Annotated in this window: 18 protein-coding genes, 1 tRNA gene and 1 pseudogene; 12 read left to right on the forward strand and 8 right to left on the reverse strand. The window is 67.6% G+C overall.

The features are described from left to right. Positions 1-41: 41 nt before the first annotated feature. From ACW172_RS08485 to arsH, 3 genes are all read left to right on the forward strand, one after another. Entirely contained in the window at positions 42-824 is a 783-nt protein-coding gene (locus tag ACW172_RS08485; protein WP_492034738.1) for an SDR family NAD(P)-dependent oxidoreductase, read from the forward strand. Positions 825-964: 140 nt separating this feature from the next. Next, positions 965-1039: transfer RNA gene (locus ACW172_RS08490), tRNA-Gly, on the forward strand. Positions 1040-1510: 471 nt separating this feature from the next. Further along, positions 1511-2266 carry an arsenical resistance protein ArsH gene (gene arsH / locus ACW172_RS08495; RefSeq protein WP_035307546.1) on the forward strand — a complete coding sequence of 252 codons (756 nt, stop codon included), beginning with the start codon at positions 1511-1513 and terminating at the stop codon, positions 2264-2266. Between the two features lie 116 nt (positions 2267-2382). Here the strand turns inward: arsH and ACW172_RS08500 are convergent, their stop codons facing one another. The 7 genes from ACW172_RS08500 to lspA form a co-directional block, all read right to left on the reverse strand. Beyond that, a complete protein-coding gene (locus tag ACW172_RS08500; RefSeq protein ID WP_035307547.1) occupies positions 2383-3492 on the reverse strand; it encodes a Fic family protein in 1110 nt (369 codons plus the stop codon). 224 nt (positions 3493-3716) lie between these two features. Beyond that, a complete protein-coding gene (locus tag ACW172_RS08505) occupies positions 3717-5648 on the reverse strand; it encodes a cytochrome c/FTR1 family iron permease (protein ID WP_183197501.1) in 1932 nt (643 codons plus the stop codon). 161 nt (positions 5649-5809) lie between these two features. After that, complete coding sequence (lpdA, locus tag ACW172_RS08510; RefSeq protein WP_088582523.1) at positions 5810-7222, reverse strand: dihydrolipoyl dehydrogenase; 1413 nt, start codon at positions 7220-7222, stop codon at positions 5810-5812. A gap of 4 nt (positions 7223-7226) precedes the next feature. After that, positions 7227-8546: a cytochrome P450 gene (locus tag ACW172_RS08515; RefSeq protein ID WP_492034739.1), complete on the reverse strand. Its 1320-nt coding sequence runs from the start codon at positions 8544-8546 to the stop codon at positions 7227-7229. Positions 8547-8658: 112 nt separating this feature from the next. Continuing rightward, entirely contained in the window at positions 8659-9093 is a 435-nt protein-coding gene (locus tag ACW172_RS08520; RefSeq protein ID WP_040349346.1) for a MerR family transcriptional regulator, read from the reverse strand. Between the two features lie 48 nt (positions 9094-9141). Further along, positions 9142-9501, reverse strand: coding sequence for an MAPEG family protein (locus ACW172_RS08525; RefSeq protein ID WP_083793338.1), 360 nt, complete (start codon positions 9499-9501; stop codon positions 9142-9144). A gap of 178 nt (positions 9502-9679) precedes the next feature. Then, positions 9680-10204: a signal peptidase II gene (lspA, locus tag ACW172_RS08530; RefSeq protein WP_008258720.1), complete on the reverse strand. Its 525-nt coding sequence runs from the start codon at positions 10202-10204 to the stop codon at positions 9680-9682. 255 nt (positions 10205-10459) lie between these two features. Between lspA and ACW172_RS08535 the strand changes: the two genes are divergently transcribed. After that, positions 10460-10891 carry a hypothetical protein gene (locus ACW172_RS08535; protein WP_008262257.1) on the forward strand — a complete coding sequence of 144 codons (432 nt, stop codon included), beginning with the start codon at positions 10460-10462 and terminating at the stop codon, positions 10889-10891. 223 nt (positions 10892-11114) lie between these two features. Here the strand turns inward: ACW172_RS08535 and ACW172_RS08540 are convergent, their stop codons facing one another. Beyond that, complete coding sequence (locus ACW172_RS08540) at positions 11115-11384, reverse strand: hypothetical protein (RefSeq protein ID WP_353738804.1); 270 nt, start codon at positions 11382-11384, stop codon at positions 11115-11117. Here ACW172_RS08540 and ACW172_RS08545 point away from each other — a divergent pair. From ACW172_RS08545 to copM, 8 genes and pseudogenes are all read left to right on the forward strand, one after another. After that, positions 11268-11534, forward strand: a complete 267-nt coding sequence (locus tag ACW172_RS08545) for a hypothetical protein (protein ID WP_353738805.1) — start codon at positions 11268-11270, stop codon at positions 11532-11534. The two genes, ACW172_RS08540 and ACW172_RS08545, sit on opposite strands and share 117 nt — an antisense overlap. 57 nt (positions 11535-11591) lie before the next feature. Beyond that, on the forward strand, positions 11592-12845 hold the full coding sequence (locus tag ACW172_RS08550; protein ID WP_135194152.1) for a TolC family protein: 1254 nt from the start codon (positions 11592-11594) through the stop codon (positions 12843-12845). Beyond that, positions 12845-14053: pseudogene (locus ACW172_RS08555) on the forward strand (efflux RND transporter periplasmic adaptor subunit). Before ACW172_RS08550 ends, ACW172_RS08555 begins: the two are co-directional and overlap by 1 nt. An 11-nt stretch (positions 14054-14064) precedes the next feature. Continuing rightward, positions 14065-17286 carry an efflux RND transporter permease subunit gene (locus tag ACW172_RS08560; RefSeq protein WP_112863180.1) on the forward strand — a complete coding sequence of 1074 codons (3222 nt, stop codon included), beginning with the start codon at positions 14065-14067 and terminating at the stop codon, positions 17284-17286. A 38-nt stretch (positions 17287-17324) separates the two neighbouring features. Next, the gene (locus tag ACW172_RS08565; protein WP_008261511.1) at positions 17325-17885 is read left to right on the forward strand and encodes a cation efflux transmembrane domain-containing protein; all 561 of its coding nucleotides are present in this window, start codon (positions 17325-17327) and stop codon (positions 17883-17885) included. Further along, positions 17882-18571, forward strand: coding sequence for a methyltransferase family protein (locus ACW172_RS08570; RefSeq protein ID WP_008264189.1), 690 nt, complete (start codon positions 17882-17884; stop codon positions 18569-18571). The genes ACW172_RS08565 and ACW172_RS08570 overlap by 4 nt, the downstream gene beginning before the upstream one ends. Positions 18572-18721: 150 nt before the next feature. Then, a complete protein-coding gene (locus ACW172_RS08575; RefSeq protein ID WP_088582519.1) occupies positions 18722-20788 on the forward strand; it encodes a heavy metal translocating P-type ATPase in 2067 nt (688 codons plus the stop codon). Next, positions 20785-21228 (forward strand): CopM family metallochaperone, encoded by a 444-nt coding sequence (gene copM / locus ACW172_RS08580; RefSeq protein WP_088582518.1) that lies wholly within the window; start codon positions 20785-20787, stop codon positions 21226-21228. Before ACW172_RS08575 ends, copM begins: the two co-directional genes overlap by 4 nt. Positions 21229-21230 lie beyond the last annotated feature (2 nt).

A 21230-nucleotide genomic window follows, 5' to 3' on the forward strand; every position in this document is an offset into this window, starting at 1 on the left:
TCCGCATCCTCTGAACCGGCCTTCAATATAGGGACCTTTCCATGAAACTCGACAGCTCCATCGCCGCGGTCGTCACCGGCGGCGCCTCCGGCCTCGGCGAGGGCACGGCTCGCGCCATCGCCGCGACGGGCGCCAAGGTCGCCCTGTTCGACATGAACGAGGAAAAGGGCGAGGCCATCGCCGCCGAGATCGGCGGGGTCTTCTGCAAGGTCGACGTCACCTCCGACGAAGAGGTCGCCGCCGCCTTCGCCAAGGCCCGCGCCGCCCACGGCCAGGAGCGCCTGACCGTCAACTGCGCCGGCATCGCCACCGGCCAGAAGACCGTGTCGCGCAAGAAGGACACCGGCGAGATCCGCGCCCATGACATGGCCTCGTTCGAGCGCACCGTCCGCATCAATCTGTTCGGCACCTTCCGCGTGCTGTCGCAGTCGGCGCTGGGCATGGTGACGCTGGACCCCATGGAAGACGGCGAGCGCGGTCTGATCGTCAACACCGCCTCGGTGGCGGCCCAGGACGGCCAGATCGGCCAGGCGGCCTATTCGGCGTCCAAGGGCGGCGTCTACGCCATGACCCTGCCGGTGGCCCGCGATCTGGCCCAGGAAGGCGTCCGGGTGAACACCATCCTGCCCGGCATCATGTGGACCCCGATGATGGCCGGCATGGACCAGAAGATCCAGGACGCCCTGGCCGCCGCCATTCCCTTCCCCTCGCGCCTCGGCCGCCCGGCCGACTACGCCTCGCTGGTGCTGGAGCTGGCCCGCAACGTCTACATCAACGGCGAATGCATCCGTCTGGACGGCGCGATCCGGCTTGCCCCCCGCTGAGGAAAGACGAGGCCGTCAGGCCGGCCTCGAGATAATCCGCTGATCGATGAAAAAAGACCCTTGCGGTATCCCGCGAGGGTCCGCTATACGCCCGCCTCTCGACGAGACGGATCGCCTTTCCGAAGGGGCCGTTACGGAGTGCGGGCGTAGCTCAGTGGTAGAGCACAACCTTGCCAAGGTTGGGGTCGAGAGTTCGAATCTCTTCGCCCGCTCCAGTCGAGATTGCCAAGGCAATCAATAGGTTATGGCAGGGCGATCCCAACGGGATCGCCCACCCTATTTTTTACGCCGCTACCACACCGCTACCAAAAATCTTTTGCTGGCGAGCGCTCGCCTGTCCATTGGCATGGCGCATTGCGGTGAAGGCCCCTGAAATCTGCTGAAAAGACCGAACTAATTTTTGCGGAGATCGACCCGCGAGCAGGTCACGGGAAAATAGTGCCTTGGAATGTTGTTGCCCGCAGCTTCTTGCCTCGTATCCGTCAACCGCCGCCTTTGACTCTCTGAAGGATCCCGCGGGGTTTGGCGACGGTCAGGGTGTCGCGGTCTCGGCGCGGTCCCGAGCGATTGCTGTTCACCGTCCTGTAGTGACCTTAATAGGACCGGCCCGGTCTATCGCTCGTCCGCACGTCGGACTTCGCGGACGTCTGGCCGGCGTCGGCCGCCTGTCTGACCAAGGACCTGTGATGACCTTCACCCGCCTGCGCTCGCTGCCGGACCCGGATCATCTGCCGGCTCTGGACGCGGCCTATCTGTCCGCCGATCCCGCCCGTGGACTGGGCCCGACCGAGCCGGCGCCGCGTATCCTTCTCCTGTACGGATCGCTGCGCGAGCGGTCGTATTCGCGGTTCTGCGTCGAGGAAGCGGCCCGCCTGCTGCAGCAAATGGGATGCGAGACCCGCATCTTCGACCCCACCGACCTGCCCCTGCCGGGCGCGCCCGGCGACGACGACCACCCGGCGGTGCGCGAGTTGCGCGAACACGCCTTGTGGTCGGAGGGCATGGTCTGGTGCAGCCCGGAGCGGCACGGCCAGGTCTCCGGACTGATGAAGCTGCAGATCGATCACCTGCCGTTGAGCCTGGGCGGCATGCGCCCGACCCAGGGCCGGACGCTCGCCGTCATGCAGGTGTCGGGCGGGTCCCAGAGCTTCAACGCCGTCAACACTCTGCGCCTTCTGGGCCGCTGGATGCGGATGGTCACCATCCCCAACCAGTCGAGCGTGGCCAAGGCCTTCCAGGAATTCGACGAGGCCGGCCGGATGAAACCCTCGGCCTACTATGAGCGGATTGTCGATGTGATGGAGGAACTGGTGCGCTTCACCATCCTGGTCCGGCCCCACGCCGTTCAGCTCGTGGACCGCTATTCGGAGCGCAAGGCGGCCGGAGTTTTGGTGGATGCCGCGTCCGACCTCTCGGCCATTGCTATCGCACGCCAGGCCTGAGGCTGCGTTTTTGGCGGTAACGCGCCAGAACTGGCGAATTGCGATCCTCCCTGTCGAGGCAGGGTCTTCAGTGGAGCCGCACGGCGCAGAGCCTCGCCGGCGCCATGGGGAGGCGCTTATCCTCGATCGACCAGAGAATAGCTTGTGCTGCGTCCCCCGCCGTCATCCTTCACGAGGATGCCCCGGTCCACCAGATCTTTGATGTCGCGCAAGGCCGTGTCGGGCGAGGACTTCGTCAGCGCCGCCCATTTGGTCGAGGTGAGCTTGCCTTCGAAGCCGTCGAGCAGCCGGTTGATGACCGTGCTCTGGCGCTCGCTCAACGTCTGACCTGCGAGCGCCTCCCAGAAGCGCGCCTTGCGCATCACATGGGTCAGGGTGGTTTCCGCGCCGTCGAATGCGCGATCGAGGCAGCCGAGGAACCAGTCCAGCCAGAGGGTCACGTCCAGCGCGCCTTTCTGGGTCGTCTCCAGGGTCGCGTAGTAGTCCTTGCGCTCCAGCCGGATCTGGGCGGACATGCTGTAGAACCGCTGGGCGCTTTTCTCGGAACGGGCGAGCGCCATGTCGGCGATCGCCCGGGCGATCCGGCCGTTCCCGTCGTCGAACGGGTGGATGGTCACGAACCACAGGTGGGCGATCGCGGCCTTGAGGACCGGATCCGTCCGCGGCTCGTCAGTGAACCAGTCGAGGAACGCGCGCATCTCGTCCTGCAGACGGGCGGCGGGCGGCGCTTCATAGTGCACGCGCTCTCGTCCGAAGGGGCCCGAGACGACCTGCATCGGGCCGGAGCTCTCGTTGCGCCAGGCGCCGACGACGATCTTCGTCATGCCGCTGCGTCCGGTCGGAAACAGGGCGGCGTGCCAGCCGAACAGCCGTTCCTCGGTGAGCGGAGACGCAAAGTTCTGGGTCGCGTCGAGCATCATTTCGACGACGCCTTCGACGTTGCGATCCGCGGGGGCGAGGGCCCCGATATCCATGCCGAGGCGGCGGGCGATGGAGGATCGCACCTGATCCTTGTCGAGCAGCTCGCCTTCGATTTCGCTGGATTTCAGGACATCTTCGGTAAGGGTCTCGAGGACGGCTTCAGCGCGGAGGTCGAAGCCGAGCGTGTGCATCCGGCCAAGCAGAAGGCCTTGGCGATGACGGACGGCTGGGAGGCGATCGGCAAGCGCGTCAGCGCGCCATTCCAGACGCGGCCAGCCTTCGATCTCATGGATGTATTGCGCCATTCCCCGCACTCCTTGCGGGGAATATGGGCGTTATGCGCCGCAGGAGCAAGGCTGTTCTCCGCGTGAAGTGCGGAGAATAGGACGCCTAATCTCCGCACCAAGGGAGGCCTCGCACACTATAGGCGGCCCCCGCACCCTGGGTATCCGCGGACTGCGCGGCTATCGGCGCCCAAGGAGCTCCGAAACCCGCGGGCCGCAGTTGGGCCTCAGGCGGAGACGCCCGCTCAAGAGGCTGGGCGCGCGCCCTTCGGCGCCGCATGCCGGGAGAAGCCGACCACGAGGATAGCAATCGTCAGAAGCTGAACGGCGACGCCCTCGACCGTCGGATAAAGACCGAGGATCTCGATGCGGGGGATCCACTCCAGCGGATGGACATCGAGCCAGCCCGCCTCCTGCAGCGCAGCCACGCCCTTGCCGACGAGGACGACCGACAGGATGGCCATGAGGATCGAGCTCAGCGAGAAGAACCGGCCGATCGGGAGGCGCATGCTGTAGGCCAGCAAGGCCCAGGCCACCACGGCCAGGATGGCCACCGCCGTCAGGGCGCCGGCCAGCATGCCGAGATGGCCGCCCTGGCTCCAGATCGCCGCATAGAAGAGGATGGTCTCGAACACCTCGCGATAGACGACGATGAAGGCCAGCAGGAACAGGAACCAGGCCGACCGCTTCGACAGCGCGTGGGAGAGCTTGTCGCGGATATAGGTCTGCCAGGCGTCGGCGTGCGACTTCCCATGCATCCAGATGCCGACCGAGACGAGCACCACGGCCGCCAGGAGCGAGCCGAATCCTTCGGTGAGCTCCCGGCTGGCGCCGCTGATGGAGATGAAGAAGGTCGCGGCCGCCCAGGTGGCGCCGCCGGCGACCAGCGCGGCCACCCAGCCGCCGTGGACGTAGCGCAGCACCTCGGGCCGTTCGGCCTTCCTCAGGAAGGCGATCATCGCCACCACGATGAGGATGGCTTCCAGCCCTTCGCGCAGCAGGATGGTGAAAGCGCCGAGGAAGCTGGCGAGATTGTCCGCCTCCTGGGGCGCGAGGGCGCGTTCGGCCGTGTCCAGCAGGGCGTTCGCGCGGGCGACCCGGTCCGCGACCTCCTGGGTCGGCGCGCGCCTGCTGATCGAGATGCGCAGGTCGGTCATGGCCGTCTCGACCCGCCGCAGCAAGACGCCGTCACGAGCGCCGAGCGCCGGCTCCACCGGTTCGACGCCGTCGAGATAGGCCGAGAGGGCGAGGTCGGTCGCGGCCTTGCGGTCGCCCCGGCGATAGGCGGCCTCGCTTTCGGCCAGTCGCGTCCGGGCCAGGGTCAGGGTCGATCCCTCGGCGCGAACCGTCGCCTCGGGATGGCGACGCAGGTGAGCGATGACCGCCCGCGCCTTCGTCTCGCCGATCCTTGTCGCCAGCTCCGCCGGGGTGGCCTGGGTGAGGGCGGCCAGGTCAGGGAACGCGGCGCGGATCGCCGCGTCGCTCTCCCAGAGGCGTCGACCTTCGGCGGCTTCGGCGTCGGTGAAGGCGAACCGGCCCACGTAGAAGGCCAAGGCCCAGCGATCCTCGGCCGGCAGATGGGCGAAGCTGGCCATGGCCGTGCCCTCGAGCCCCTGATCGATCACCTGGTAGAGGCCGAACACGCTGCGCTGACGGGCGCGCTCCACATCCGCGAAGGCGATCGCAGGCGGGTCGAGCCCCTCGGCGCCCGGTCCGTCGGCGCGTCCGGTCACGCCATGGCAGACCGAGCATTGCTCGGCATAGAGGGTCGCGCCGCGGGCCAGATCAGGCGGGAACGAAGGCGCGAGCGGGCTCGGATAGGCCGCCAGCACCGCGCCGGCCAGCGCCTTGGCCCGGGCCCCGACGACCCCCGGGTCGGCCTTGTCGAGGATGGCCGCCTGCAGGGCCTCCGCGTCACGGATCAGGCCGGCCTTGGCCGGGTTCGGCGGCAGGGCGTCCAGGCGGGTCCGGATCTGGCCGCCGAACTCGATCATCTCGCCGTATTCGGCCGGATTGGTCACCTGACCATTGGCAACCGCGCCGGCATAGTCGACCGCCACATAGTCGAGCAGTCGCCAGGCGACCTGGGCCTCGGAGGCGGACGGCGCCTGGGCCAGGGCGGGTGCGGACAGCCCCATCGCAAGCATCAGGGCGAAAAGGCGGAGCAGAGGGCGCATGGGAGACCTAGTTGTGAGCGGCTCGCAATAGCATTCAGGCGACGGCACTGTCGCGCTTTATTCGCGACGCGGCCGGGCTCGCAGGCGGCGACGGCTCCCCGTCCGCCGAGACGCCACGGCGCTGCGTGGCCAGCCCGGGCAGCTACGCGGCGCGGCGCTCGTTACAGGTGGATCGTGCGGTCGGCCACAGCCAGGCATGCCTCGCGCAAGGCTTCCGGAAGCGTCGGATGCGCATGGCTCGTCCGCGCCACGTCCTCGGCCGCCGCGCCGAATTGCATGACGGCGACCGCTTCATGGATCAGACTGCCGGCGTCCGGCCCCAGGATGTGCACGCCGAGAATCTTGTCCGTCCTGGCGTCCGCCAACACCTTGACCAACCCGTTCTTCTCCAACCGCGCCTTGGCCATGGCGTTTGCCGAGAACGGAAAGCGCCCGACGCGATAGGCCACGCCGGCCGCCTTGAGGTCGTCCTCGGTGCGCCCGACTGAGGCCAGTTCCGGCCAGGTATAGACGACCGCCGGAATCGTTCCGTAGTCCACATGGCCCGCGCCCCCCGCCAGGCGTTCGGCCAGGGCGATCCCTTCCTCCTCCGCCTTGTGGGCCAGCATGGCGCCGCCGATGACGTCGCCGATGGCGTAGACCCCGTCGGCGCTGGTCCGGAACCCTTCGTCCACCGGAATAAAGCCCCTGCGGTCGGGCGCAATGCCGACCGTTTCCAGATCGAGCCTGGCGGTTGCGGGCCGTCGGCCGATGGAGACCAGCACGACATCGGCCTTGATGGTTCCTCGCGCGCCATCGCCCATGGGCTCGACGTCGAGGACGACGTCGTCGCCCTCCATCCGCGATCCGACCACCTTATGCCCAAGGCAGAACTGGAAGCCCTGGGCCTCGAGCACCTTGTGCAGCGCCGCCGACATCTCCGAGTCGACGCCGGAGGCGATCCGGTCGAGCACCTCGATGACCGTGACCTCGCTGCCGAGCCGACGCCAGACCGACCCCAGCTCCAGTCCGACGTAGCCGCCGCCGATCACCGCCAGATGGCGCGGCGCCGCCGTCAGGCTCAGGGCGCCGGCGGAGGTGACGATTCGCCGCTCGTCGATGGGCAGGTCGGGCAAGGTCGCCGCTTCCGATCCGCTGGCGATGACCACCGCCTTGCTGGCCTGCACCTCGAAAGCGCCGTCCGCGGCGCGCACCTCCACCCGGTCGCGCGCCAGCAGCCGCCCGCGGCCCTGGAAGCGGGCGACCTTGTGCTTGCGCAGGAGGTAGGCGACCCCTTCGCCAAGCTCGGTCACCACCTTGCCCTTGTGCCGCATGACACCGTCAAGATCGGCCCGCACATTGTCTACCATGACGCCGAACGCTTCGAGATTGCGCGCCATCTCCAGCCGCTCGGTGGCCTGGAGCAGCGCCTTGGACGGAATGCACCCGATGTTCAGGCAGGTCCCCCCGAGCAGTTCGCGGTCGTCGATGACCGCCACCGACAGGCCGAGCTGGCTCGCCCGGATCGCACACGGGTATCCGCCCGGCCCGCCGCCGATGATCACCAGGTCGTAGGAGGTCGTCGAACGGCTCATGGCGTCAGCCTTTGCTGCGAGTGGATGGGAGAGAAGGGCCCCGGCCAGCCCGAGGAAGCGGCATCAGGCGCCCCCCCTCATTGAGGGCCGCGTCGCGCGTCTCCATTCGGAACCCGCTTCCGGGGAGGGCCGGCAGGCGGCGGAAGTCGATCTCCAGATCCTGATCCGGCAGCCGGTAGTTCAGGTCGGCGAGCAGGCCGACGGCGCGCTCCATCAGCTCCACGACGATCCCTTCGCCAGGGCAACGGTGACCGGTCGCCGCATCCCCACCGCCCTGGGGGATGAGACCGAACGGATCTCCGGAGCCGTCGCTGAACCGCTCCGGCCGGAACGCCTCGGGATCAGTCCAGTGTGCGGGATCGTGATTGGAGCCATAGAGGTCGAGGACCACCTGACGGCCCTCCGGGAAGACCAGGTCGCGCCAGCGAAACGGCGCGCGCACACGCCCGATCACTGCCGGGAAGAACGGATAGAAGCGTCGGACTTCCTGGACGAAGGCGCGGCGACGTCCGGCGTCGGCGTCGGCCAGACGGGCCGCATCCGGGTGAGCCTGCATCGCGTGCGCCACAAACACGATGTAGACCGAGGTCGCGACAGTCGGCCGCAATACATTGGCCAGTTCGACCGCCGCCGTGTGGATCGGCAACGGTTCGCCGTCCGCGGCGCGGGTCCAGGCCCAGGCGTGGGCGGCCGTGTCCGGATCCGGCGACAGACGGCCGGCGCGAATGTCTTCAATGATCGAGCCCAGCCAGGCGTCGACGCGGCGACGCGCGTGCCTCGACCACAGATGCCGGGGGCCCCGCGATCCCGCCGCGTCGAACAGCGCCCTCAGGTGACGGACCCGTTTCGCCTCTTCGTGCGGCTCGAGCGGCACGCCGGCCCAGGCGCAGACGGCCCGCGTTAGCACCGGCTGCAAGGCGTCATACAGCACGATGTCGTCCTCGCCGGCCCATTCGACGGCCGCGCGCCGCCACTCCGCTTCGAACAGTTCGCCCAGTCGCGCGACACGGGCTGGCGACATCAGGGACATGAACACGCCCTTGCGGGCGCGGTGGGCCTCGCCGTCCAGCCCCTGGACGCCGCCCTCGCCGAGCAGCGTGCGGCGGACCGGCGCCGGCATGGCGCCCGCCCGCACGATGCGGGTCTCGTCATAGAAGATCCGCGCCGCCTCGCGGCCTCTCAGACAGGTCGTCTCCTTCAGCGCCAGGCGGGTCTCGACGACGTCGGCGCCGGCCTGCTCGAACAGGTGGGAAAGGCGCCGATAAGGGTCTGTCAGCAGGGCCAGGGTCTGGTCGCCGTGTCGCGAGGTCGGCCGATGCGTCATCGAAATCCTCCAGAAGGACGGGCGGTCCGCGACGGGAGCCGCCAATCGCCTCCAAACGTCGCGGTGGGCTAATGGCTCCGGGGTCTTTGCGCCTTCCGGATCTTCCACAGGGTCAAAGCGGCGCGGATGGATCGTGCAACGCCTCGATCACCTTGCAGGCGGAGACCCGGCCCCCGGCGCATTCCGTCGTCATCCGCGACAGTTCGCGCTGGAGGGCGCGGAGCCGGGCGATCTTCTGTTTCACATCGGCGAGATGACGTTCGGCCAGGGTGCTGGCCTCGGCGCAGGGCCGATCGGGGTGATCCGACAGATCAAGCAAGGAGCGGATCGAATCCAGATCGAAGCCCAGCTGGCGGGCATGCCGGATGAATGACAGGCGGCGCTCCGCCGCGTCGTCATACATGCGCCGGTCGCTGGCGGTGCGCGGCGGCGGCGGAAGCAAGCCGATTTCTTCATAGAAGCGGATGGTCGGAACCTTGACGCCCGTGGCGGCGGCCAGTTTGCCGATGGGGCGCAACCCGGACGAGGCGGGAGAGGGGAGGGGCATCGCGTCAGCTCGTAACGGCGGGTGAAAGGCATCTGGGGCGGGGAGGGATCATCGGCCCAGCCCCATCAGGACGACGGCGATGCCGAAGGCGGCAATCGTGGAGGCGCCGGTGAGCGCCATGCCGAAGGCCGGGGCCGCCGCGCCCTGCGCGTAACCCAGGGCGAAGAAACCCCGACCAACCAGATAAAGAGGGACCAACACCGGCAGCAGGATCATCTCCTCGCCGCGCAGCACGGTGGCGAGCACCAGGTGGGCGCTCACCGCCAGAACGGTCTGTTCAAGCGAGTTCTGTAGCACGGCGGCGGGTAGGGCGAGCCTGGCGCCGGGCGCCGCATCGGCGGACCCGGCCGGTCGGCGTCGGACCGGAACCGGATGCTGGCCACCACCCTCAAACACCCCGCGAGCCACAGGAAGACCGGGAGATTCGCCTGCAGGGCATAGGCCAGCCTATCGGCCGTCGCCATGTCGCGCGCCGCGCCGAGAAGGGGCGGGGAAAGCCGCAGCCAGGCGGAGGCCGCCGCTGAGGCGGTGATGAGAATCGCCGGCGCCGAGCGGACGGCGATCGCCCTCTGTTCGGCGGGAAGCCTCATCGCGCCGCCCGTCCCAGGGTCGAGGACGCCGCGCGGCTGTCCGAGCCCCGGACGGTGAGGAGGAGCAGCGCGACGCCGCAGACAATGGCCGCATCGGCGAGGTTGAAGGTCGGCCAGTGCGCCGCCCCCCAATGAAGATCGATAAAATCGGTGACCGCGCCAAAGCGTAGCCGGTCGACGAGGTTCCCGATCGCTCCACCGGCGATGAGGCCTGCGGCGGCCGCCGTCACGGCGCTGCGCGTGCGCCAGATCCACGCCAGCAGGGCGCCGATGATCAGGGAGGCCACGGCGCTCAGCGCCCAGCGGCCGACGGCGCCTGAGCCGGCGAACAGGCCGAAGGTGACGCCGGGGTTGAACCCGAGACGCAGCGCGAGAAACGGCGTGAGGTTGATCGGAGCGTCCAGCTGAGCGCGCGCCGCGGCCTTGGCGGCCTGATCCACGACGGCGATCAGCGCCGCGAGCGCGAAGGCGATCGTCTGCAGGCGGCCGGGAACGCGTCGCGTCGGGTGCATGGTGATCATGAAGCCTCCAATGGATTTCAACTGATTTTGGGCCCTCTAGTTACTAGAGGATCAAGCTGGTTTTATCTGACAGGCGTTTCTTTCATGGAAGCCATGCATTCTCGGCATGATCGTCTAGCCATTGGGAGATGCATGCTTCTCGCGAAAGGGTAATCCGATGACTGAACCCCCTCTCGTCCTGTGCACTTCCTCGCCCGGCTGCAGTTGCGGCGTGGCCTCCAGGTTCGACAGCGCCACCCCGCCTACCGGCGCATCATGATCGCGGTGATCGCCGTCAACTGCGCCGCCTTTATGGCCATAGCCAGCGGCGTGTCCCTGCAAGGCTCGGCGCCCCCTGGGCGCCAATGTGCTCAACTTCCTGGCCGACGCGCCACCTACGGCATCAGCCTGGCCGTGATCGGACGTTCGGTCGCCGTGCAGTCCGGGGCGGCCAATGGCCAAGGCGCCAGCCTCGTTGCGTTGGTGCTGTTATTCCTCAGCTACGCGATCTCGCGAGCCACCTCCGGGGCGCCGTCCCGTGGCATCACCGGACTGGGCCCTCTGGGCTTCTTCGCCAACGCCCTGGCCGGCTTACTGCTGGTAAGCCACTGCGCAGGCGACGCCAACGTCCGCTCGCTCTGGCTATGCGCGCGCAACGACCTTACCCAGAGCCTGGCGTCGCGGCGACCGGCGGAGCGGTCTGGCTGACCGGTTCACGATGGCCCGACCTGATAGCGGGAGCGCTACTCAGGTGAAGATTGCGCATTCTGCAATCTCGATCCACCTGCAGACGCAGCGAAAGAATCGGACGCGATCAGCGTGCGCTCGCTTAAAGATCGCTCGACGTTGCTGAATAGGTCGAGATGGCCGACGACGCGCCACTCTCGGCCTTGCATGTCGACTTTCCCTCTCCCTCACCGCGGATTGGTGGTCACTCGAAACAGTCGCAGCCCCCGAACACTGTAACAGATTGCTTGATCGCCCGAATGAAAGTATCCACCACGCGATGGCGTGGCCAATTGCGACATGGGCAAGACTGATACTGGCGGTGACCCTGGTCTCCGCCGTGTTTTTCGTCGCCCCGATCGCTGACGCCGCGACCTGCGCCCCAGAGACGACCTCGGCTCACGCCATTGTCGCTCAGGATGCAGGCGATAGCGACCAGGGCGACCTTGGCGGTGGGCACGGAGTCTGCACCCACGGCCACTGCCACCACAACGGAACCGCCCGTGCGGATGTCGCCGACGACATCGCGATGCAAATCCACGCAAGGCCGGTTCACGCCTTCCCCTCGAGTGATTTTCCGTCGTCGATCTCGCCCGACGGCCTGAAGCGTCCGCCCAGAGTCTGACACGACGTCTGCGCCGCCGTGCGCGCGATCTCGTGTCAAATTTCTGGAAGATGAATCATGCCTCCCTCACATCGCAGGCCGCCGCGTTTCGCGGTCGGCTGCGCGCTGGCCGCATTTGCGGCCGTGCTGGCCAGTCCCGCTTGGGCTGACCCCGCTCCGTCGTTCGCCGAGCTGCTCGCCCAGCTCGATCAAACCCCGGCCACCCTTGAAGCCGGCGCCCTGTCCGACGCCGCTGAAGCGCGTGTCCGCCAGGCCCGTGTCAGGCCTAATCCGACGATCGCTCTCGACGCCGAAAACGCGTTCGGCACGGGGCCCTTCTCAGGCTACGCCAACGCAGAAACCACCTTGTCGATCAGTCAGGACCTTGAGCTCTGGGGACGCCGAACCGCGCGGGTGAATGTCGCCCGCGCGGAAGCCGGAACCGCGGCGCTGCAACGGGACCTCGCCATCATCGACGCCGCCGGACGACTCGCACAGGTCTATGCCGATGCGGAAGCCGCTCAACGGCGGGCCGTGCTCGCCGAGGAAAGCCTTACCTTGACCATCGCCGATGCGAGGGCCGCCCTCGTTCTTGTCGAAGAAGGCCGTGAGCCACTGCTGCGCGGCATCCAGGGTGAAAGCGAAGCGGCTGCGGCGCGTGCCTCGCGCGATGAGGCCGTCGCGGAGCGCGACGCGGCCTTCGCGCGACTGACCGCAGTCGCCATGCTGGCGGCTCCGGTGACGACCATCGACGCCAGCCTGCTGGACCTCGCGCCTGCCGCCACCTTCGCGGCCCCGGCGGATGCGCCGACCGTTCGCGTCGCCGAGGCTCACCGCGCGGCCGCCGAACGCCGGATCGACGTGGAGCGAATCCGCTCGCGCCCGGACATCAACGCCAGCGTCGGTGTCCGTCGATACGAGATGGAGGACGCGACGGCGTTGACTTTCGGCGTCAGCATGCCGCTGCCCCTGTTCGACCGCAACCGCGGGAACATAGACGCGGCGCAGGCCGACTTCCGGGCTGCGGACGCGCGGCTTCTTGGAGCCCGTCAGGAAGCCCAGGCCGATCGCGCCGCGGCGCGGGCGCGGCTTGCCGCCTCCGTCAGCCGGGTCTCCGCCGCCGATGCAGGGGTGGCGTCCGCTGAGGAAGCCTACCGTCTGTCGCGGATTGGAACCGAAGCCGGGAGGATCTCCCAGCTCGAACTGCGGGTCACACGCACCGCCCTGATCTCAGCTCGGACTTCGGCCGTCGATGCACGCCTTGCACGTGTCCAGGCCGAGATTGAACTCGCGCGCCAGGACGGCCGCGCCCCCTTCCAAGGAGCCCAATGATGCGCAAGCGCACATCCAACAAGACGTTGCTGATCGGCGGCGCCGCCGCCGTCGTTCTGCTTGGCGGAGGCGGGCTGTTCCTGCTCACGCGCGGGCCGGACGCCGCTCCAGCCGCCGCCGAGGGTGAGGCGGGTCACGCTGAAGAAGAGGGCGCTCATGCCGAGGGCGAAGCCGGCCACGAAGGCGAGGCCGAAGCGCCGGAAGGCTTCGTCGCTCTGAGCGCGGCCCAGGCCCAGGCCGCCAACCTGATCGTGGTCGGCGTCGGTCGGGGAGGGGGCGCCGAAACCCGGCTCTCCGGGCGGGTCGAGCCCATGGTCGACGCGCGCGCCGCTGTGGCGGCGTCCGTCGGCGGGCGGGTCGAGCGGGTTCTCGTAGCTCCGGGCCAGTCGGTCCGGATCGGTCAGCCCCTGGCGAGCGTCGTCAGCGGTGAAGCGGCGACGTTCCGCGCGGACGCAGACGCGGCGGCCGCCGAAACTGAAGTGGCGCGCCAGGCTTATCAACGCAACCGCAATCTGGCGGACCAGGGCGTTGTCGCCCGACAGGAGGTCGAGGCGTCCCGCGCGCAACTGCTCAGCGCCGAAGCCGGCGCCCGCGCGGCTCGCGCGCGGTCCAGCGCGGCGGGCTCGCCCAACGCTTCGGGCCGCCTCAGCGTCACCAGCCCCATCACCGGAGTCGTGACCAGCGTCCAGGTCGGACCGGGCGGCTTCGTCGCCCCTGGCGGCGTTGTCGCCGAGGTCACCAACCCGGCCAGGGTTGAGCTCGTCTTCAACGCGCCGCCTGCTTTGGCCGCCAATGTAAGGGCCGGGGCGCCTCTGCGGGTCAGCAACCCCAGCGGCGACTTCGACGCCATCGTCACCGGCGTTGCCGCAGGCGCGGGCGGCTAAAGCGGCGCCACGGTCATTCGGGCCCGGCCGACGGGCTCTGTCCTCCCGCCGGCCGGTTCCGCCGTCACGGGGGCGATCGTGACGGGCGAGACGACCGGCGGTCTCACCGTGCCGACCGAGTCCGTCCAGACCGTCGACGGCAACACCGTCGTCTTCGTTCAGGTCCCGAACGGCTTCCAGGCCCGTCCGGTGCTCGCCGGTCGTCAGGCCGGGGGGCGGACTGAAATCCTGCGTGGCCTCACCGGGGCTGAACGGGTCGCCGGCACGAACGCCTTCCTCCTCAAAGCCGAGCTCGCCAAGGGCGAGGCCGAGCACGGTCACTAGGGGCGCACCGCATGTTCAAATTCATCATCGAACTCTCGGTCAAATTCCGATGGTTCGTGGTTCTCGCCACGGCGCTTGTCGCGGCCTACGGACTCCTCGAGCTGACACGGCTTCCCATCGACGCCGTGCCGGATATCACCAATCGCCAGGTCCAGGTGACCACGGTCGCTCCGGCGCTCGCGCCTGAACAGATCGAACGACAGGTCACCTACCCGATTGAAACCGCCATGGCCGGCATTCCCGGCCTGACCACGACCCGATCCCTCAGCCGAAACGGCTTCAGCCAGGTCACGGTCATCTTTACCGACCAGACCGACATCTATTTTGCGCGCCAGCAGGTCGCCGAACGGCTCGCGGGCGCCCGGGAGGCCATGCCTGACGGGGTGGAGCCGACCATGGCCCCGATCACCACGGGCCTCGGTGAAGTGCTGATGTGGACGATCGACTACAAGCCATTCAACAGTCAGAACCTCGCCAAGCCTGGCGAGCCGGGCTGGCAGGCGGGCGGAGCCTATCTGACGCCCGAAGGCGATCTGCTTTCGACCCCGCAGCAGCGCGCCACCTATCTGCGCACCGTGCAGGACTGGATCGTCGCGCCGCAAATGCGGACCGCCCCCGGTCTCGCCGGCGTCGACACCGTCGGCGGCTATGTGAAGGAGTATGCGGTCCGTCCGGACGCGGCGCGCCTTTCCGCCTACGGCCTGGGCATGGGCGACCTTATCCAGGCCCTCGATCGCGCCAACACTCAGGCCGGCGCAGGCTATATCCAGCGCGCTGGCGAAGCTCTGACGGTCCGCACCGACGCCTTGGCCTCCACCGTGGAAGATCTGGCTCAGGCGCCGGTCGTCAACCGGAACGGCCTGATCGTGCGGGTCGCCGATGTCGCCACGGTCGAGATCGGCCAGGCTCCGCGCCTGGGCGGCGCCAGCCGTGACGGCCACGAGGCCGTGCTCGGAACGGCGCTGATGATCGCGGGCGGCAACAGCCGCACCGTGGCCCAGGCGGCCGGGGAGCGACTCGATGAGGTTCGCAAGACTCTGCCCGCAGGGATCGAGGCGGTGACGGTCCTTGACCGTAGCGCCCTGGTCAACTCGACCATCTCGACCGTGGCCCGCAACCTCACCGAGGGCGCCCTTCTGGTCATCGTCGTGCTGTTCCTGCTGCTCGGAAACATTCGTGCGGCCAGCATCACGGCCTTGATGATCCCGATCAGCTTCCTGTTCGCCGTCATCGGCATGAATAGGTTTGGCATCAGTGGAAACCTGATGAGCTTGGGCGCGCTGGACTTCGGCCTTCTGGTCGATGGGGCGGTCATCGTCGTTGAAAGCACCTTGTTGATGCTGTCGCAGCGGCGGATCGATCTGGGACGGGCTCTGACCCGTCGGGAACGCCTTGATGTCGCCGTGGCCGCAGCTCGCAAGATGGTCAAGCCAGCCGCCTTCGGTCAGCTGATTATCCTGCTCGTCTTCACCCCCTTGCTGATGCTCGAGGGCGTCGAGGGCAAGACGTTCGTCCCCATGGGCGCAACGGTCATGCTGGCGCTCGTCGGCGCCTTCATCTTCTCCTTCACCTTCGTTCCGGCCATGACGGCCCTGCTGGTGCGGGACCCCAAGAAGGTCGAGACCGACGAACACGGCCAAGCCCACGAACATGAGACCTTCCTGCTCCGCCACGCGCGGCGTTGGATCCAGCCGGCCATCCGCGCCGCCGTCGATCGTCCTAAGATCGTGCTGATCTCGGCACTCGGCGCGGTTGTTGTCGGTGGTCTGGCCTTCTCGTCCCTGGGACGGGAGTTCATCCCCACTCTGGACGAGGGCGACATCGCCATGCAGGCGCTGCGTGTTCCCTCGGCGTCGCTGGAACAGTCCCTCGCCATGCAGATGGCGTTGGAACGGGTCATCACCGCCCAGCCGGAAGTCGAGACCATGTTCTCCAGGACCGGCACCGCCGAGGCTGCCGTCGACCCGATGCCGCCCAACATTTCGGACAGCGTCATCGTTCTGAAGGACCGCAAGGACTGGCCGGATTCAGGTCTCGAGAAGGAAGCCTTGCTCGAGCGGTTCGAAGAGCTCGCCAACCAACAGATCGGGAATAATTTCGAGTTCAGCCAACCCATCGAGCTCCGCTTCAACGAACTCATTTCCGGGGTCCGGACCGACCTCGCGGTCATGGTCTACGGCGATGACTTCGACACCATGCAGCGGGTCGCTGATGAGGTGGCCGGCGTACTGCGGCAGACCACCGGCTCCGCCGACGTTCGCGTCGAACAAGCGTCGGGCTTGCCGACGCTCACGGTCAGCGTCGATCGGTTCGCGGCGGCCAGCTACGGCCTGTCCGCAGCCGACGTTTCTGAAGCGGTCTCGGCCGCCATCGGCGGCGCGGAGGCCGGCCGGATTTTCGAGGGCGACCGTCGCTTCGACGTCGTCGTCCGTCTTCCGGACGATGCGCGCAACGATCCGGCGGCGCTCGCGGCCCTGCCGATCGTCTCTTCGACAGGCGTAACCGTGCCGCTGTCTTCGGTAGCCCGTATCCAAAGCGCCGAGGGGCCGAACCAGATCAGCCGCAACGACGGTAGCCGACGGATGGTGGTCCAGGCCAACGTTCGCGGCCGGGATCTGGGCGGCTTCGTCACCGACGCACAAACCAAGGTGGACCAAATCCAGCTCCCGCCGGGCGTCCGCCTGACCTGGGGCGGTCAGTTCGAGAACCTCAAACGGGCCGAACAACGGCTGGGCCTGGTTATTCCGATCGTCTTCGTCCTGATCGGTGTGCTGCTGTTTATGGCTCTGGGGTCGTTCTCCGAGGCTGGGCTGGTCTTCGCCTGCGTGCCCTTGGCCTTGATCGGCGGCGCCTTGGCGCTTCTCATGCGAGGGATGCCGTTCTCGGTGTCTGCGGCCGTTGGCTTCATCGCCGTCTCGGGTGTGGCGACCCTGAACGGACTTGTTTTGATGCAGGCCATTCGCGAGCGATTGCAGGCGGGGCTCGCGCCCCGGGACGCGGCGATCGAAGGGGCGTCCAGCCGATTGCGTGCGGTGTTGACGACAGCCTTGGTCGCCATTGTCGGCTTCATCCCGATGGCGCTCGCCCACGGCGCGGGGGCCGAGGTTCAGAAGCCTCTGGCGACGGTCGTCATCGGCGGCCTTCTGACCGCGACGGCCCTGACCCTGCTGGTCCTGCCGACCTTCGCGGCCAAGGCGGTGCGTCATCGCAAGGACGAGGGGGTTGAGGATTGATTGCTCGCACTCAGGATGACCGTCAGCAGCGACGCACGTTGCTGACGGTTCTCGCGCTCAACGCGGGCCTGGCATTAGCGCTCGGGATCGGCGGCTTGTCCGCCGATTCCAGCGCTCTGCTGGCCAATGCAGTGGACAACGCCTCGGACGCTGCTGTCTATCTGATCAGCTTTCTCGCGATCGGTCGGCCTGGTTCGTGGAAGCGGGGGGCGGCGCGCCTCTCGGGCGTCATGCTCCTTATCTTCGGCGCTGGCGTCCTTCTGGACGCGGGTCGTCGATTCCTCATCGGGACCGAACCGATCGGCCCGACCATGATGGGACTCTCGGTCGTCGCAGCGATCATCAACCTGATCTGCCTGCAGTTGATCCGCCGTCAGCACAGCGGCGACGTCAACATGAAGGCTGCCGAGACGTTCAGCTTTAACGACTTCGCCTCCAACGGGGGAATCCTCGTCGCCGGGGCCCTGGTGCTCTGGCTCGGCCAGGCGTGGCCGGACCTCGTCGTCGGCGTCCTCGTGGCCGCCATCGCGTTGAAGGGCGGCGTGGATATCCTGCGCGATGCGGCTAAGGATCGTCCGGCTGAGGGGGAGGGGCAATGATGCCGCTCGAGCCCTCCGACAGCGTCTCCAAGCCCGCAAGCCCCGCTTTGTCCGGCTCCTCGCCCCCTGATGACGCCTGTCGATCAGCGGTCGATATCCAATCCGTTCAACGATGGCGCAAGGCGGGCATTCTCGTCGGGGGCCTGCTTCTTGTCGTCTGCGCGGCGCTCGTCACATCCTGGCCCTTGCTCGAACATCCTGTCGAGCATCTGGGCCTGATCGCCATCATGGTTTGCATCATCGGTCGGGCTTGGTGTTCCCTTTACATCGGTGGCCGCAAGAAACAGGAGATCATATCCGCAGGACCGTATTCGGTCAGCCGCAATCCGCTGTACGTCTTCAGCTTCATCGGCGCGTTTGGCATCGGCGCCCAGTCCGGCAGCCTTAGCGTCGGTTTGGTCTTCGGATTAGCCTGCTGGGTGGTGTTTCGCATCGTGGTCGGCCGCGAAGAACGCTTCCTCTCCGACGCCTTTGGACACGACTACCAAGCTTACCGTGAGCGCACCCCTCGGTTCCTGCCCAAGCTCTCCCTATGGCGCGACGAGGCGGAAATCATGATCCGGCCGGTATTCTTCGTCCGCACGGTGCGCGACGGCTTCGTCTTTCTCCTAGCGCTTCCGCTTTTCGAAGCGATTGAGCAGCTCCAGCGGCTCGGGGGCTTTAATGCCGTCGTGCCCGTGCCCTGAGGTCGGGAGAACCGGGATGACCACCTGCGAGCGGATCGCGCTGGAACCCGCTGGCCCGGCGCGCCTTCGCCCGTGTCGCTATCCCGCCCCCTCGATCGCGGCGGTCGCCGCAAGCAGCCGCGATTCCCAACCCGCAACGGGACCCTATTTATGACCAGCACAACACTGCCGGACCATCTCCACACCAAGTCCGAGGAGCACGATCACGGTGGCGTTCTAGGCTCCAATACGGAGCTGATCTTCGCCCTGACAAGTGGCCTTGCTCTGGGCCTTGGATTCGCCCTCGAGAAACTCGCAACGGGCCTTCCCGCTTGGATTCCCCTCGCCCTCTTCCTGATCGCCTACATCTTCGGCGGCTTTTTTACGGTGCGAGAAGCGTTCGAGAACCTCCGCCAGAAGCGCTTCGAGATCGATACCTTGATGCTCGTCGCAGCCGCAGGTGCGGCGGCGCTCGGGGCCTGGGCCGAAGGCGCTCTCCTGCTGTTTCTGTTCAGCATCGGCCACGCGCTCGAACACTACGCCATGGGCCGCGCCAAACGCGCGATCGAGGCCCTGGCCGAGCTTGCCCCCCGGACAGCCCATGTGCGACGCGACGGGCAGGTCGTCGAATTGCCTGTCGAAGATTTGGTCGTCGGCGACACCGTGGTGGTGCGTCCAAACGAACGACTGCCCGCTGATGGCTTTGTCGTGGTCGGCACCACAAGCATCAACCAAGCCCCCGTGACCGGCGAAAGCATGCCTGTCGACAAGCAGCCCGTCGCGGATCCCGAGGCGGCGCGGGCGAGACCGGCCCAGGTCGGATCGCCGTCTCTCGTCTTCGCGGGCACCATCAATGGCTCAGGCGCCATCGAGATTGAGACGACCCGCACATCGAGCGACACCACCCTGGCCAAGGTGGTTCGGATGGTGAGTGAGGCCGAGACGCAGAAGTCGCCGACCCAGCGCTTCACGGACAGGTTCGAACGCATCTTCGTGCCTGTGGTGCTGGCGCTCGCCTTTGTCCTGCTGTTCGCCTGGGTCGTCGTCGATGAGCCGTTCCGCGACAGCTTCTATCGCGCCATGGCCGTGCTGGTCGCCGCGAGTCCTTGCGCGCTCGCCATCGCCACCCCGAGCGCCGTCCTCTCGGGCGTCGCCCGTGCGGCGCGCGCCGGTGTCCTGATCAAGGGCGGCGCGCCGTTGGAGAACCTCGGCTCGCTCAACGCCATCGCCTTCGACAAGACCGGCACCCTGACCGAGGGACGGCCGCGGATCACCGACGTCATGACGGTGCGCGGGACGAAGGAGGGCGATCTTCTGGCGGTCGCTGTGGCGGTCGAACGGCTCAGCGACCACCCGTTGGCGGAGGCCATCGCGCGCGACGGTGGCGCACGCTTGCGCGATACGATCATCCCGGCCGCGATCGACCTCAAGAGCCTGACGGGCAAGGGCGTGACCGCCCAGCTGCACGGCGAGACGATCTGGATAGGGAAGCCGGAGATGTTCGGCGTCGACGGCGTAGCGCCGCTCGGCGACGAAACAACCTCTGTCGTCGCTCAGTTGCGACTGCAGGGGCGAACCCTGATGGTGGTGCGACGCGGCACGCGCGATCTCGGTGTCATTGGGCTTCTTGATACGCCTCGCCCAGCAGCGCGGCCGACGCTGACCGCTCTTCGCGCCCTCGGCATCGGGCGAATGATCATGATCTCGGGCGATCACCAGAAGGCCGCACAGGCGATCGCCGGACAGGTCGGCCTGACAGAGGCTTGGGGCGACCTCATGCCCGAGGACAAGGTCGACGCCATCAAACGCCTTCGCGCTGACGGCAAGATTGCCATGGTCGGCGACGGGGTGAACGACGCCCCGGCCATGGCCACGGCGACCGTCGGTATCGCGATGGGCGCGGCTGGCTCCGATGTTGCGCTTGAGACCGCCGACGTCGCCTTGATGTCCGACGACCTGTCGCAGCTGCCCTTCACCGTCGGTCTCAGCCGACAGACGCGGCGCATCATTCTCCAGAATCTCTACGTCAGTCTCGGAATCGTCGCCTTCCTTGTGCCGGCGACGATCCTCGGCCTTGGCATCGGCCCTGCCGTGGCGCTCCACGAGGGGTCGACCCTGCTGGTGGTGTTCAACGCTCTGCGCCTGCTCGGCTACCGCGACCGAACGGCGCCCATCCTTCCCAGTGCAATCCCGGCCGCCCCCGTGGCCCCGCCGGCTCTCTCGAGGACATCGTCATGAAGCGTTTCGGATGGATTTCCGTCATCGCCGTCTTTCTCGCCCTGTCGGTCTTCGCCTTCGGGATGATCTCGCGGCAAACCCGCGAGGTCCCTGCGGCGCCGTCGGCGGCTGACTCTCGCCCGAGCGACACCGAGGCAAGCCACGCTGGCGAGACCACGGACAGCCCATCGACTCGCGCCTATCGCGAGGCCAGCGCGAAGATGCACCAGGCCATGAGCATCAACTACACGGGCGACGCCGACATCGACTTCCTGCGCGGAATGATCGCCCACCACGAGGGTGCGCTCGCAATGGCCAAGGTCGCCGTCGAGCATGGCGAAGCCCGCGACGTGCGTAATCTGGCCGATGAGATCATTGCGGCCCAGGAATCCGAAATTGTCCGGATGAGAATCCTTCTTGCGCGCCATGAGGACACGCCCGCGCCCAACGCAAGGCCCTGACG

The sequence above is a fragment of the Brevundimonas sp. ALps5 genome, from assembly GCF_058681645.1.

Bases quoted from the DNA above. Each gene is read 5' to 3' on its own strand.
- ACW172_RS08520 (WP_040349346.1), bottom strand. From the start codon at position 9,093: ATGCCCCTCCCCTCTCCCGCCTCGTCCGGGTTGCGCCCCATCGGCAAA.
- ACW172_RS08550 (WP_135194152.1), top strand. From the start codon at position 11,592: ATGCCTCCCTCACATCGCAGGCCGCCGCGTTTCGCGGTCGGCTGCGCG.
- ACW172_RS08505 (WP_183197501.1), bottom strand. From the start codon at position 5,648: ATGCGCCCTCTGCTCCGCCTTTTCGCCCTGATGCTTGCGATGGGGCTG.
- ACW172_RS08575 (WP_088582519.1), top strand. From the start codon at position 18,722: ATGACCAGCACAACACTGCCGGACCATCTCCACACCAAGTCCGAGGAG.
- ACW172_RS08570 (WP_008264189.1), top strand. From the start codon at position 17,882: ATGATGCCGCTCGAGCCCTCCGACAGCGTCTCCAAGCCCGCAAGCCCC.
- ACW172_RS08485 (WP_492034738.1), top strand. From the start codon at position 42: ATGAAACTCGACAGCTCCATCGCCGCGGTCGTCACCGGCGGCGCCTCC.
- ACW172_RS08515 (WP_492034739.1), bottom strand. From the start codon at position 8,546: ATGACGCATCGGCCGACCTCGCGACACGGCGACCAGACCCTGGCCCTG.
- ACW172_RS08500 (WP_035307547.1), bottom strand. From the start codon at position 3,492: ATGGCGCAATACATCCATGAGATCGAAGGCTGGCCGCGTCTGGAATGG.
- ACW172_RS08535 (WP_008262257.1), top strand. From the start codon at position 10,460: ATGATCGCGGTGATCGCCGTCAACTGCGCCGCCTTTATGGCCATAGCC.
- lspA (WP_008258720.1), bottom strand. From the start codon at position 10,204: ATGATCACCATGCACCCGACGCGACGCGTTCCCGGCCGCCTGCAGACG.
- ACW172_RS08560 (WP_112863180.1), top strand. From the start codon at position 14,065: ATGTTCAAATTCATCATCGAACTCTCGGTCAAATTCCGATGGTTCGTG.
- lpdA (WP_088582523.1), bottom strand. From the start codon at position 7,222: ATGAGCCGTTCGACGACCTCCTACGACCTGGTGATCATCGGCGGCGGG.
- copM (WP_088582518.1), top strand. From the start codon at position 20,785: ATGAAGCGTTTCGGATGGATTTCCGTCATCGCCGTCTTTCTCGCCCTG.
- arsH (WP_035307546.1), top strand. From the start codon at position 1,511: ATGACCTTCACCCGCCTGCGCTCGCTGCCGGACCCGGATCATCTGCCG.